Annotated in this window: 13 protein-coding genes; all 13 read left to right on the plus strand. The window is 38.6% G+C overall.

Annotation, left to right across the window (positions count from 1 at the left end):
• Window positions 1–169 precede the first annotated feature (169 nt).
• Window positions 170–1,357: a PDZ domain-containing protein gene (locus AA0017_RS00340; protein ID WP_413378428.1), complete on the plus strand. Its 1,188-nt coding sequence runs from the start codon at window positions 170–172 to the stop codon at window positions 1,355–1,357.
• A gap of 56 nt (window positions 1,358–1,413) precedes the next feature.
• Window positions 1,414–1,635 (plus strand): DUF2198 family protein, encoded by a 222-nt coding sequence (locus AA0017_RS00345; protein WP_413378430.1) that lies wholly within the window; start codon window positions 1,414–1,416, stop codon window positions 1,633–1,635.
• 187 nt (window positions 1,636–1,822) lie between these two features.
• Window positions 1,823–3,802, plus strand: coding sequence for an excinuclease ABC subunit UvrB (uvrB, locus tag AA0017_RS00350; protein WP_413378432.1), 1,980 nt, complete (start codon window positions 1,823–1,825; stop codon window positions 3,800–3,802).
• A 6-nt stretch (window positions 3,803–3,808) separates the two neighbouring features.
• Window positions 3,809–6,676: an excinuclease ABC subunit UvrA gene (gene uvrA, locus AA0017_RS00355; RefSeq protein ID WP_413378434.1), complete on the plus strand. Its 2,868-nt coding sequence runs from the start codon at window positions 3,809–3,811 to the stop codon at window positions 6,674–6,676.
• Between the two features lie 90 nt (window positions 6,677–6,766).
• Window positions 6,767–7,888 carry a DUF4097 family beta strand repeat-containing protein gene (locus AA0017_RS00360; RefSeq protein WP_413378436.1) on the plus strand — a complete coding sequence of 374 codons (1,122 nt, stop codon included), beginning with the start codon at window positions 6,767–6,769 and terminating at the stop codon, window positions 7,886–7,888.
• A 69-nt stretch (window positions 7,889–7,957) separates the two neighbouring features.
• The gene (locus tag AA0017_RS00365) at window positions 7,958–8,152 is read left to right on the plus strand and encodes a PspC domain-containing protein (RefSeq protein WP_003323110.1); all 195 of its coding nucleotides are present in this window, start codon (window positions 7,958–7,960) and stop codon (window positions 8,150–8,152) included.
• 1 nt (window position 8,153) lies between these two features.
• Window positions 8,154–8,498 carry a phage holin family protein gene (locus AA0017_RS00370; protein ID WP_413378438.1) on the plus strand — a complete coding sequence of 115 codons (345 nt, stop codon included), beginning with the start codon at window positions 8,154–8,156 and terminating at the stop codon, window positions 8,496–8,498.
• Between the two features lie 300 nt (window positions 8,499–8,798).
• Entirely contained in the window at window positions 8,799–9,659 is an 861-nt protein-coding gene (locus AA0017_RS00375; protein ID WP_413378440.1) for an N-acetylmuramoyl-L-alanine amidase, read from the plus strand.
• 455 nt (window positions 9,660–10,114) lie between these two features.
• Complete coding sequence (gene hprK / locus AA0017_RS00380; protein ID WP_413378441.1) at window positions 10,115–11,050, plus strand: HPr(Ser) kinase/phosphatase; 936 nt, start codon at window positions 10,115–10,117, stop codon at window positions 11,048–11,050.
• 63 nt (window positions 11,051–11,113) lie between these two features.
• The gene (gene lgt, locus AA0017_RS00385; RefSeq protein WP_413378443.1) at window positions 11,114–11,977 is read left to right on the plus strand and encodes a prolipoprotein diacylglyceryl transferase; all 864 of its coding nucleotides are present in this window, start codon (window positions 11,114–11,116) and stop codon (window positions 11,975–11,977) included.
• 48 nt (window positions 11,978–12,025) lie between these two features.
• Entirely contained in the window at window positions 12,026–12,988 is a 963-nt protein-coding gene (locus tag AA0017_RS00390) for a nucleoside recognition domain-containing protein (protein ID WP_413378445.1), read from the plus strand.
• Window positions 12,978–13,625, plus strand: coding sequence for a pyrophosphatase PpaX (gene ppaX / locus AA0017_RS00395; protein WP_413378447.1), 648 nt, complete (start codon window positions 12,978–12,980; stop codon window positions 13,623–13,625). The genes AA0017_RS00390 and ppaX overlap by 11 nt, the downstream gene beginning before the upstream one ends.
• Complete coding sequence (locus AA0017_RS00400; protein WP_413378449.1) at window positions 13,622–14,152, plus strand: acyltransferase; 531 nt, start codon at window positions 13,622–13,624, stop codon at window positions 14,150–14,152. Before ppaX ends, AA0017_RS00400 begins: the two co-directional genes overlap by 4 nt.
• The last annotated feature ends 270 nt before the right edge of the window (window positions 14,153–14,422 follow it).

Consider the following 14,422-nt stretch of genomic DNA (forward strand, 5'->3'; position numbering starts at 1 on the left):
AATGAAATTCCCCTTCGACCTTATCTATTATTTTTCGGGAAATAATCACTTATAAAAATAGAAATTCAGTCATATTTTATCGTTTTTTCAATTCTATTATCTATTATCTGTTTTCATTTGTAAGTTTGTGGTATGTTTAAAGAGAGATGAGAGTTGGAGGCGTGAATTTATGGTTATCGACATACTAAAAACGATTGGAATTGCCTTTGGTAGTTTTTTTAGTAATCCACTTTTGTATATTGGTTTAATCATTATTTTATTAGTAGCAAATGACAGAATATCAAAAGAGAGACAGTCCTTTCATACGAGAGTATATAGTCGAATGGCAGATTTTGTGCTTCCGTTTTGGCCGAGCATTTTAGCGGGACTTTTGATTTCGCTTGTGACAATCACACTTGGAATCATTGTAAACATACCCTTTTTAGTACTTATAGCTGGGCTGTATGTCCTTTTGGCGCTTACGACAAAAATTCGCTGGATTACCCCGGTGAATGTGTTAGCCTTAACGATTATTATTTTAGCTGTAGAGCCTTTAGTTAGTGGGCCAAGTAGTTTAACGGATATGTACGAAATGGTTTCAGGCGTGTCGATTGCATCTGTTTTTGCCCTACTTAGTCTACTATTATTTGTTGAAGGTTTTTTAATTTTAAGAAATGGTGGAAAATATACGTCCCCTCGGTTAGAGAAAAGTAAGCGTGGAAAATGGATTGGGATCCATAAGCAAAAGCGTCTTTGGATTGTACCGGTCGTTTTATTTATACCAAATGGACTTATACCTACGTTCGAGTTTTGGCCAGTGCTTACCGTGGGTGAAATGATGCTGCAACCTGTTATCGTTCCATTCTTATTTGGGCTGCAATATGTGATTAAGTCGGCATTGCCGGAATTGGCGATTAAATTAATTGGGAGAAGAACGCTCCTTTTAGCGACGGGAAGTATAATCTTTGTCGTTATTGGTTATTTTTTTCCGATTGTTGCCGTTATCGCAGCTGTTCTTTTGATGGTAACTCGTGAATGGCTGACTGCTTCTCTACAATCAAAGGAAGATAAACATTCAAAGTATTTTACGGAACTTAAAGAAGGTTGTCTTATTTTAGGTGTGTTACCAGGAAGCCCTGCTGAGAAAATGGACTTACAGATCGGAGAAACGATTTCAAAAGTGAATGGACGACCGATCCAAAATCAAGATCAGTTTTATAAAGCGTTGCAAGCCAACTCGGCCTTTTGTAAATTAGAGGTGCTTGATTATGCTGGAGAAGTACGTTTTGCACAAGGAGCTCTTTATGTTGGAGAGCATCATCAACTTGGCGTTTTGTTAGTTAAAACGGAACAAACTTTGCAGGATTCAGTCATTTGACCAATTTTTGCTCCTGTCGACTATAAATTCAAAAATAAAGGAGCTCGTTTTTTATAATGGAATGGGGTTTCGTTTTAATTGCTCCACTACTATTAATGGTCATTTTGACAAGAGTAAGTTTTAGTCTTGTTGGAGCGACCATTGTTACGTGGATGATTTTAATTTTTGCGATGAAGGTACACGAAATGCCGTGGTATCTTATATTGCTAAGTATCGTTTCATATATCGTTGGGTTATCGCTGTCACAAAAAGTGTTAAGAAAGAAGCCTGGAATGTAGAAGAGTCGCATAGTACGGCTCTTTTTCTTATTCCTTCACAAGGAATTCGTTTGAGCAAAGTAAAAAAGGGAAGAATAAAGAAAAGAGACAAATTATGTGACAACATATGTTCGTTAAAAGTAGGAACATGATTGAAAATTATGGTATACTGATAGTAAGAGCGTTTGTTCGTAAAGGAGGAGTTTCGTTGGATAATAAATTCGAATTAATATCCGCTTATCAACCTAACGGGGATCAACCTGAGGCGATAAAGACTATCGTGAACGGGATTAAAAATGGAGAGAAACATCAAACATTATTGGGAGCTACCGGAACGGGGAAAACATTCACGATGTCGAATGTTATTCAAGAAGTGAATAAACCGACCTTAGTGATGGCCCACAATAAAACGTTAGCGGGTCAACTTTATAGTGAGTTCAAAGAATTTTTTCCTAATAATGCAGTCGAATACTTTGTCAGTTATTATGATTATTATCAGCCAGAAGCGTATGTACCTTCCTCTGATACATACATTGAGAAAGATGCGAGTATTAATGATGAGATTGATAAACTACGTCACGCCGCAACAAGTGCATTATTAGAAAGAAATGACGTCATTATTATTGCCAGTGTCTCGTGTATTTACGGTTTAGGTTCTCCTGAGGAATATCGTGAAATGGTTGTTTCTTTACGAACAGGCCAAGAAATAGAACGAAATGAGTTATTGCGAAATTTAGTTGATATTCAATATAACCGAAATGATTTGAATTTCACTCGTGGGACGTTCCGTGTTCGTGGAGATGTGGTTGAAATTTTTCCAGCTTCTAGAGATGAACAATGCGTTCGTATCGAGTTTTTTGGCGATGAAATTGATCGGATCACCGAAGTCGATGCTCTAACAGGAGAAATCAAAGGCGACCGAGATCATATCGCTATTTTTCCAGCTTCTCACTTCGTTACCCGTGAAGAAAAATTAAAAAAAGCGATTGTTAATATCGAGAAAGAGCTGGAAGAACGTCTGAAAGTACTTCATGAGGAAGGAAAACTTTTAGAAGCACAACGAATAGAACAACGGACAAGATATGATATTGAAATGATGGCTGAAATGGGTTTTTGCTCAGGAATTGAGAATTATTCAAGACATTTAACCTTAAGAGAAGCAGGTGTCACACCTTATACATTGATCGACTTTTTCCCAGAAGATTTTTTAATCATTATGGATGAATCTCACGTATCGGTGCCACAAGTTCGTGGAATGTATAACGGGGACCGGGCTCGAAAAGAAGTACTCGTTAATCATGGTTTCCGTCTTCCGTCTGCCCTTGATAATCGTCCTTTAAAATTTGAGGAATTTGAAAAGAAAATGAATCAAGTTGTTTACGTTTCAGCGACTCCAGGTCCTTATGAAATGGAGCATACACCGAAAATGGTCGAGCAAATTATTCGTCCAACCGGATTATTGGATCCGATTATTGATGTGCGCCCAATTCAAGGGCAAATTGATGATTTAATTGGAGAAATTCGTTTACGAACGGAACGAAATGAACGGGTGCTTGTGACGACGTTGACGAAAAAGATGTCTGAGGATTTAACCGATTATTTGAAAGAGCTCGGAATAAAGGTCAATTATCTTCATTCAGAAGTGAAAACATTGGAACGAATTGAGATTATTCGTCAGCTCCGCCTTGGAACCTATGATGTTTTAATTGGAATTAATTTATTAAGAGAAGGTTTAGATATACCAGAAGTGTCACTAGTGGCGATTTTAGATGCAGATAAGGAAGGTTTTTTACGATCGGAACGTTCGTTAATTCAAACGATTGGCCGAGCAGCAAGAAATGCCGATGGTCGTGTTATTATGTATGCCGATAAGATTACTAACTCAATGAAAATTGCCCTTGATGAAACGAAACGAAGACGTACGATTCAAGAGGAATTTAATCAAAAGCATGGTATAACACCGGCAACGATTCAGAAGAAAATTCCAGACCTTATTAAAGCAACCCATGTAGCAGAAGATGAAGAGAGCTATAAAGACCATGCTCCAAAAATAAAATTAAGTAAAAAAGATAAAGAAAAAATGCTCGCAAACCTTGAAAAGGAAATGAAAGAAGCAGCGAAGTCGTTGCAGTTTGAGCGAGCGGCTGAATTACGGGATTTAATATTAGAATTGAAGGCGGAAGGGTGACATTCGATGGCATTAGAAAACATAGTGGTAAAAGGGGCACGTTCTCATAATTTAAAAAATATCGATGTGACGATTCCGCGCGATAAATTAGTCGTTTTGACAGGGTTGTCGGGTTCAGGAAAATCGTCGTTAGCGTTTGATACGATTTATGCCGAGGGGCAAAGGCGATATGTCGAATCCTTATCGGCCTATGCTAGGCAGTTTCTTGGGCAGATGGATAAGCCGGATGTTGATACGATTGAGGGGTTATCGCCTGCAATTTCTATTGATCAAAAAACAACGTCCAAAAATCCACGTTCAACGGTCGGTACAGTAACGGAAGTCTTTGATTATTTACGCTTATTATTTGCCCGGATTGGACACCCTGTTTGTCCTAAGCATGGGGTTGAGATATCTTCCCAAACGATTCAGCAAATGGTTGACCGTTTAAAAGAGTTTCCTGAGCGGACAAAGATGCAAATATTAGCTCCGCTTGTTTCAGGACGAAAAGGAACACATGTCAAAATTTTTGAAGATATTAAAAAGCAAGGTTATGTTCGCGTTCGAGTCAATGGAGAAATGCGTGAAGTCGCGGAGGACATTGAATTAGAAAAGAATAAAAAACATACGATTGAAGTCGTCATTGATCGGATTGTCATAAAAGAAGGAATTGAATCTCGATTAGCAGATTCACTAGAGACGGCTCTCGGTTTAGCTGATGGACGGGTTTTAGTCGATGTAATTGATGGGGAGGAATTGCTGTTTAGCCAGCATCATGCATGCCCAGAGTGTGGTTTTTCGATTCCAGAATTAGAACCGAGAATGTTTTCCTTTAACAGTCCGTTTGGAGCATGCCCAAAATGTGATGGACTTGGGGTAAAGTTGGAGGTCGATTTGGAACTCGTGCTCCCAGATCGTTCTCGTTCCTTAAATGAGAATGCAATTGCACCTTGGGAATCGATTAGTTCACAGTATTATCCACAACTACTAGCATCAGTTTGTGAGCATTATGGCATTGATATGGATACTCCGGTTAATGATTTACCTGAACATCAGCTAGATAAAATATTGTACGGTAGCGGCAAAGAAAAAATCTATTTCCGCTATGAAAATGAGTTTGGTCAAATACGCGAAAATCAGATTTTATTTGAAGGTGTTGTGAACAATGTTTCTAGACGTTATCATGATACGAGCTCTGATTATGTTCGTGAACAAATGGAAGGATACATGGCGGAAAAAGCTTGTCCTACATGTAAAGGGTATCGTTTAAAGAAAGAAATGTTAGCTGTTTTTGTTGGTGAGAAGCATATCGGTCAAGTTACTTCTCTATCTGTTAAGGACGCGTTACGGTTTTTTAAAGGTTTAGAGTTAAGTGATAAAGATCAGGCGATTGCAAGGTTAATTTTAAAAGAAATTGAGGACCGTTTAGGGTTTTTAAACAATGTCGGGCTTGATTATTTGTCATTAAGCCGTTCGGCCGGTTCCTTGTCTGGTGGAGAAGCTCAACGGATTCGGTTGGCCACCCAAATTGGTTCTTCTTTAATGGGCGTTTTATATATTTTGGATGAGCCTTCAATTGGCTTACATCAACGAGACAATGATCGTTTAATTGAAACACTTGAATACATGCGAAACTTAGGGAATACGTTGATTGTGGTTGAGCATGATGAAGATACAATGCTTGCGGCAGACTATATTATTGATATTGGACCTGGTGCTGGGGTTCATGGTGGTTTTATCATTGCTGAAGGAACACCTGAAGAAATTATGAATGATGAAAATTCCTTAACAGGGCAATATTTATCCGGGAAGAAGTTTATCCCGCTGCCTGAAAATCGTCGAGAGCATGATGGCCGTTACTTAAAGGTTAAAAAGGCGACTGAAAACAACTTACAAAATGTGTCGGTCGACTTTCCACTTGGTCAATTTATTGCGGTAACAGGTGTTTCAGGTTCAGGAAAAAGTACTTTAATTAATGAAATTGTGTATAAAGCATTGGCTCAGAAGTTAAATCGTGCCAAAACGAAACCAGGTCAGCATAAAGAAATAGAAGGATTAGGTCATATTGATAAAGTGATTGAGATTGATCAATCGCCAATCGGGCGGACGCCACGTTCAAACCCGGCGACCTATACGGGAGTCTTTGATGATATTCGCGACGTTTTTGCGATCACAAATGAAGCAAAAATTCGTGGTTATAAGAAGGGGCGCTTTAGTTTTAATGTGAAAGGTGGTCGTTGTGAAGCTTGTCGAGGCGACGGTATCATTAAGATTGAAATGCATTTTTTACCGGATGTGTACGTACCATGTGAAATTTGTGAAGGAAAAAGATATAATCGTGAAACATTAGAAATAACCTATAAAGGAAAGACCATTGCTGATGTGCTCGAAATGACGGTGGAAGAAGGTCTTGACTTTTTTGCCAACATTCCTAAAATCAATCGTAAAATCCAAACATTAGTAGATGTCGGACTTGGATATGTTCGTCTCGGTCAGCCGGCGACAACCCTTTCAGGCGGTGAAGCTCAACGGGTGAAGCTTGCTTCTCAGCTTCATAAGCGTTCCACAGGAAAAACGATCTATATTTTAGATGAGCCAACGACTGGTTTGCATGTCGATGATATTTCCCGTTTGCTCCAAGTTCTTCATCGTCTTGTTGATAATGGCGATACCGTTCTCGTCATTGAACATAATTTAGATGTTATTAAAACGGTCGATCATATCGTTGACCTTGGTCCTGAAGGTGGCGATAAAGGGGGAACTCTAGTTGCGGAAGGAACACCGGAACAAGTAGCGGAAGTGGAAGGCTCTTATACAGGGAAATACTTAAAACCGATTTTAATTCGCGACCAAGAAAGAATGAAGGAACAAAAAAAAGAATGGCAAAATGTATAAATCATGAAACATTTTGATTTCTCATTTCGTAACACTTATTAATAGCCTATTTTTCACCGAAGGGTACGAAAAAACGAAGGAGTGTAAAAAATGGAAGAAAGAAAAATGATTTTAAAGATGATTGAAGATGGGAAAATTACTGCTGAAGAAGGAATTCGTTTATTAGAAGCGATGGAGCAGAAAGGGACAGAACGTTTAAGTGAAACGAGCTCAAAAACAGAAGCGAAAGGACAATTTTTATCAACAGATGTGAATTGGGATGCTGGAGAAGAGTATCGTGAGCGTCATCGTCAAACCCAATCAAGCTCGTCCAATAATAAACTAGCTGACTTTTTTGATACGGCGATCCAAAAGATTAAAGACTTTGATTTAGATTTTAATTTTGGTTCCTCGACCGTGATTAACCATGTTTTTCAACATCGTGATGTTTCCCCGCATTCACTGGATATATCTTTGGAGAATGGAACGGTAGATGTGAGACCGTGGGATGAACCTGATGTGCGTGTTGAATGTGAAGCGAAGATTTATCGTGTGCGAGATACGGATGAAGCAAGAAAAGTCCTTCTTCAAGAAACGACTTTTTTAGTCGATGATAATAAGCTTTTATTCCATACGAAAGTAAAGACGATGAAAGTAAAAGCGATCGTCTATGTACCGAAAACATTATTTGAACATGTGAAGTTTTATACGTTTAACGGACAAATATCAGGTGAGAAGATTTCGACGACTTCATTTGAAGCGAATACGTTAAATGGTCCGATTCAATTTTCGAACTTAAAAGCGAAAAAAGTGAATGCAGAGACCGTAAATGGTGCGATTGAATTAAAGTCTTCTAGTGCTGAATTAATTGATGCCAAGACGGTCAATGGCACAATCACAATCGACGGAAAATATCATGACGCTGATTTAGAGACGGTGAACGGGACGATTACCTATAATCTTGATCCTTTCAGTGATCCTAGCTATTTGGATGTGAAAGCAGCGACAGGAAGTATTCATTTAAGTTTCCCTGATGACGTTCGTGTCGAGGCGAAATTAAAAACAAATGTTGGAGGCTATTCTGTTCATTTACCTGAATATGAAGTGATTGAGGAGAAAAAGGAATTTGCTCAAAAGAATATTTCTTTTGTTGCTAACCAAGAGGCTTCTCCACGTTTAAAAGTTTATGCGATCACAAATACAGGTTCGATTAATGTCAAAGAGCGTGAGTAACTGAGTTCGTATAAATGTAAAAGTTTTAAATAAAGAACAAGAGGGTAATCTCTAAGTGAGGTGAAATGGATGAAACGTTTGTATAGAGACCAAGATGATCGAAAACTAGCGGGAATTTGTGCTGGTGTTGCTAAATATTTTAATATCGATCCAACACTTGTAAGAATTATTACCGTTGCCGTATTTTTTATGACAGGTGGATTCCCGGTCCTCTTCGCATACATCATTGGTGCTTTTATCATTCCGAATGAAGGAGATTACTAAGATGAGATGGTTAATTGGACTTCTTTTAAATGCAGGATTATTAATGCTATTAGCACAAGTATTTGAAGGGTTTTATATTAGTGGGTTTATTGCCGCCATAATCGCTAGTTTAGTCTTATCGGTTATTAACCTGACTGTGAAGCCTATCTTACTCTTTTTTACTTTTCCAATTACGATTTTAACTTTAGGATTATTCCTCTTAGTCATTAATGCTGTGACTTTATTATTGACGGCGTTTATTATGGGAAGTTATTTTACAATCGAAGGATTTGGTCTCGCTGTTTTAGCGGCCCTTATCATTTCAATTGTGCAAACTTTTGTGATTAAACCCGTCAAAAATGCCTAATAGTAACGATAAAAAATGAATGAGCCTGCCGCCTTTGTGCGGTATGGCTTTTTTTGTGGTTTGTTTTTGGGGAAATAAGGGTAGAAGTTCGTATAGGGATTAAACTATGTGTGGCATATGTAGAAAACTGTAGAGGTTTGGTGAATATGAGCTACCTTTTCTATCAATAGAGGACATTATTGAGTTTTTAATTACAGAAAATTTCGAATCTAGTCGGATTGACTCAGCTAAAACCTATTGAAAAGGCCCACAAAAAATATGTTAAAATCTATAGAAAATTCACAAAAGGGAGGAAGTAGATTGAAAAAGATCATAAAATTAGCAGTAGTGCTATCCCTGTTTTTAATCGTTGTTTTATGGAATTCAAATGGAGCGGCCGAAACCAATACTCGATTAGGGAAAGTGCAAACTCAGACAGGTGGTTCGTTAAATGTTCGAGACCTCCCCAATGTAGATTCAGAAATTATTGGTCACTTAAAAGTAGGACAACTAGTAGAGTATGTCGCGGTTAATGGTGGGTGGGGAAAAATAACGTATAACGGAAGAGTTGGATATATAAATTTAGATTATATGTCTAACAGTAGTGAACAAACAGTGTACGTTCCAACGAATGCCACTTCTGAAAACAACTCAAGTCAACAAGAAATCCGTCAAATTGTCATTGATCCTGGTCATGGAGGGAGAGATCCAGGAGGGCATACGGTTGATGTGGAAGAAAAAGCGATTGTGCTCGATGTAGTCAAAAGGGTAAAAGATAAACTGCTTTATGATGGTTATGAAGTGATCATGACGAGAGAAACGGATACGTATATTTCTTTGGAAAGCCGTGTAAGTGTCGCTAACGACCATAATGCTGACTTATTTTTAAGCATACATGCGAATATCGCGGACGACAGCTCTGTTAATGGAGTCGAAACACATTATATCGGTGATTCAGCCTCATTTGCTCAATTATTACAAACGACAATTGTTAATACTGTAAATACGAACGATCGAGGGTTATTTGAGAGTCCATTCTATGTGCTAAGAAACACCAATATGTTATCGGTTCTTTTAGAAATAGGATATCTAACCAATGATCATGACCTTTATTTGTTACAAACAGAAAGTCATAAAGAGCAATTAGCCAATGCCATTGTATATGCGATTAAAGGTTATTAGTTTAATAGATTTTAATAAGAGATTAAAAGGGTTATAGCGGTAATAAATAGAAAGTAAAATGTTAACAAGCTTTGAACGAGTTGGCACTGAAGTCATTTGAACTTATGTGCCAGCTTTTTTTGATCGTTAGTGGAGCAAGTCATAAGCAAAGCGACTGATGCCCACATTTCGCTTCAACACGGCTTCGCAGGTGGAGTTCGATAAATGGAATCAAGAAAATGAGAGTTTTATTTGAAAACATGATAAAATGGAAGGCATAGTTTAGTACTGATCATTTATGAATTAAATAAATTTTGTTCGATCTATGTTTGATTAAGACTGAATAGGTTTATTTTTAGCAGAGCGAATGAAAGAAAAGATGTTCGAATTGTGGTTAAGTGTCAGCATAGAGGCAAGAACAGGTAAGTGAATCATCATCCTAAGAGTGTAGATTATGAAGTAAGGTGGGGGCTTTTGTGGGTAAACTAAATGCGAATGATTTAATCGAGAGGTTTCAATTTGAATTGCTTGCTGGGGAAGAGGGAATTTATCGTCCGATTACGACGAGTGATATTTCACGGCCAGGGATTGAGATGGCTGGTTTTTTTACGTATTATCCAGCAAAAAGAATTCAGTTAATTGGAAAAACAGAGCTCTCCTTTTTTGAGCGCTTAGCGACAGAGGAAAAGAAGGAACGGATGTTAAATTTATGTACATATGATACACCGGCAATCATTTTGTCACGTGGGTTCGATGTTCCTCCAGAATTGGTCGAGGCGGCTGAGGAAAATGGGGTGCCGTTACTGAGATCACCTATGACGACGACTCGTTTAAGTGGTCGGATTACTGATTATCTCGAGAGTGAGCTTGCACCGATGACGGCGGTTCATGGGGTACTAGTGGATATTTACGGAATTGGGGTTCTGATTACCGGAAGTAGTGGAGTCGGTAAAAGTGAGACCGCTCTTGATCTGATTCGTCGTGGACATCGATTGGTCGCTGATGATTCAGTTGAAATTCGTCAAGAGCATGGTAATACGTTGATTGGAAAACCACCCGAGTTGCTTCAGCATTTGCTCGAGATTCGTGGGTTAGGGATTATTAACGCCATGACATTATTTGGCGCGGGGGCGGTTCGTCCACATAAACGAATTGTGCTCTGTATTCATTTAGAGCTTTGGGATCAAAAGAAAGCCTATGACCGATTAGGGCTTGAGGAAGAAATGATTAAAATTATGGATACGGAAGTTCCGAAATTAACGATTCCTGTTCGACCTGGTCGAAATCTTGCTGTGTTAATTGAAGTGGCCGCGATGAATCATCGTTTGAAAAAGTTAGGTTTTAATGCTGCGCAAGATTTTTCGGCAAAATTAACCGAGCTTATTGAAGATAGTGATAGTGAAGAGTATTAAACCGCTAGCGAAGTTTGTTTAATCTAGAAAGAAAAACGACTAGAAACCATTAGAGGTGGAAATATGAATGAACCATTAAATCGAGTTTTTTTAGAAATAGGACCATTGACCATTTACTGGTATGGGCTCATTATCATGTTTGGTGTTTTTGTTGGCTATTTAATCGCAACGAAGGAAACGAAACGTCTTGGATTACCAAAGGATACGTTTGCTGATCTATTGTTATTTGCGGTGCCGATTGCGATTATCTCAGCTCGCCTGTATTATGTGATCTTTCGCTGGGATCAATTTGCTGATAATCCGATTAGTGCCTTATACATATGGGAAGGCGGTATCGCGATTCATGGGGCGCTTATCGGAAGTGTGTTAACCGCGTATTTCTTTACGAAAAGAAAAGAATTGTCTTTTTGGCAAATTACGGATATTGCGGCCCCAAGTATTTTGCTCGGACAGGCGATAGGCCGCTGGGGAAACTTCATGAACCAGGAAGTTTACGGGGGCGAAGTAATGAGAGAGTTTCTCGAAGGACTTTTTTTACCAGAATTTATTATTAATCAAATGTATATTAATGGTACCTATTACCATCCGACGTTCTTATATGAGTCGATTTGGAGTATAATCGGAGTTGCGATTTTATTATATTTACGTCGTCTGAACCTGCGCCAAGGGGAAATTTTCTTAACCTATGTTGTTTGGTATTCAGTCGGTCGTTTCTTTATCGAGGGAATTCGTTTAGATTATTTATTAATAGGTAATCTGTTGAAGACGGCTCAAGTTATTTCGATTATTTTGGTGATTTGGGCGATTATTACGTTCATTTACCGTAGGCTACAACCAGATACACCAAGGTATTTAGATTTGCCAGCTAGTTTGCAAAAACATAAAGCAAATAAAAAGAATTCAAACAAGAAGAAAAAGAAAAAATAGAGATAAGAAGAAAGACACAAGAGAGAAATGGTGATGAGGAGTGGTCCAATGGGGATGTTAAAACGAGGGTTACTCGTAGGCTTACAAACAACTTGGTCATTAGCAAAAATTATTTTTCCAATTACATTGATTGTTACGATTTTAGGGCATACGCCTGTTTTAGGTTGGGTAGCTCATTTACTTGCTCCTTTTTTAGGGGTAATAGGATTGCCTGGAGAAGCAGCGATTCCACTAGTTGTGGGGAATTTCTTGAACTTATACGCAGGAATTGGGGCGATTTTATCACTTGAATTAACGGTTAAAGAAGTGTTTATTTTAGCGTTAATGCTCTCGTTTTCGCATAATTTAATTATCGAATCGGCTGTGGCAAAAAAGGTCGGTTTAAGAGTTTCAGTAGTATTAGCCGTTCGAATTGGGCTTGCTTTAGTTGCAGCGTTTTTAGTGAATATTCTTTGGCAGGGTGGACAAGAAACGGCACAATATGGCTTTATTGGAACTTCGGATTCAGCCGCAGCAGAGCCAGTAACGGGCTGGTTTGCGATTGCGTGGTCAGGAATAGAAAGTGCTTTATACGGTTCGTTTCAATTAGCCTTAATTGTCATTCCGTTAATGGTGATCATCCAAATTATGCGTGAGAAAAATTGGTTGAGGCTGATTGCGAAGGCGATGTCGCCATTCACTAGGTTGTTGGGGATTCGTGAAAATACATCGACTACACTTGCTTCTGGTTTAACGATTGGTTTAGCTTACGGTGCAGGAGTGATGACCCAAGCAGTGAAGGAGGATGGAGTGAAAAAGAAAGATTTATATTTAGTCTTTATTTTCCTTGTTGCCTGTCATGCTGTGGTGGAGGATACGGTTGTCTTTATCCCACTAGGTATACCGGTTCTGCCACTCCTCATCATTCGTCTTGTCACGGCGATTGTGTTAACGATGATTATTGCTTTCGTTTGGAATCGAATTGAACAAAAAAGAACTCATCAAGGAAAGGAAGCCACATATGAGCATTAAAACACTATTATTTGATTTAGATGGAACGTTGATTAATACAAATGATTTAATTATTGCTTCATTTTTGCATACGTTGGAGCAGTATCAACCTGGTCGTTATAAACGTGAGGATGTCATCCCATTTATCGGCCCTCCACTTGTTGATAGTTTTCAACAGGTCGACCGAGAAAAAACGGAAGAAATGATTGGTGTATACCGCACGTTTAATCATGCAAAACATGATGAGCTAGTGACCGAGTACGAGGGAGTTTATGAAGCGATTGAAACTTTACATAAACAAGGTTTCAAGCTCGCCGTTGTCACATCAAAAATTAGTCAAACCGCCCATATGGGGTTAAAATTAACCGGATTAGACAAGTTCTTTGATGTTGTGGTTGCCCTCGATCATGTCAAAAAAAGCAAACCAGATCCAGAGCCAATCGATTTAGCTTTAGAGCAGCTTGACTCTACAAGGGAAGAAGCGATCATGGTTGGCGATAGCGATTTTGATATTCTAGCAGGAAAAAATGCGAATATGAAAACCGCGGCAGTCGCTTGGTCGATTAAAGGGGAAGATGTTCTTCGTTCTTATAATCCAGACTTTATGTTAGAGGATATGCGTGACCTACTTGATATTGTCGGAGTTACCCAAAAATGAGCCGAAAAACGGAGCGATACCCTGTAACGGAATCGAATTCACTTTGGCAAATTTATAAAACCGTCCCTTTTTGGAAGGTCATGAAAAATTTTGTCTTTATTCAAATGGCACGTTACACGCCTTTTTTAAAGGTGAAAAATTGGATTTATCGTACTTTTTTGCGGATGAAGGTTGGCGAGGAGACCGCAGTTGCGTTAATGGTCATGATGGATATTATGTTTCCTGAAAAAATTTCAATTGGGAGAAATAGCATCATTGGTTATAATACCACGATTCTTTCTCATGAATATTTAATTAAAGAGTATCGTCTCGGTGATGTGAAAATTGGCGATGAAGTGATGATTGGAGCGAATACGACGATTTTACCTGGTGTCAGGATTGGTGACGGTGCTGTCGTTTCCGCCGGGACGCTCGTTCACCGAGATGTACCAGCCGGAGCCTTTGTTGGTGGCAATCCGATGGTCACGATTAAAGAAGGATTAGAAAAAAAAGAAACAGTCCAAACAGAGCTTGAGCATAAGGGGTAAATTCTTATGGTCAGGCTTTTTTATTATGGGAAGACCGCGAGTTTTGATTGGTAATGAAAAGCCGTGCTGTGCCAAATTAGGGTGCGAATAAAGTGGGATAAGTAATGAAAATGCATGCTGCAATAAATTAAGGTGCGAATCATCTATATGAAAGGAATGATTGGCCCTTATATTATAAAAGTGTCGTTTGTTTTTCCTTGACGCTCCTAACTTGTAAGGGTAAAATACTTATTATACTTTATCTTATTAGTATATTAGTGAACTAAAGTA

The organism is Alkalihalobacillus phoenicis (assembly GCF_047302405.1).
In the GTDB taxonomy this organism is placed as follows: domain Bacteria; phylum Bacillota; class Bacilli; order Bacillales; family Bacillaceae_D; genus Alkalihalobacillus.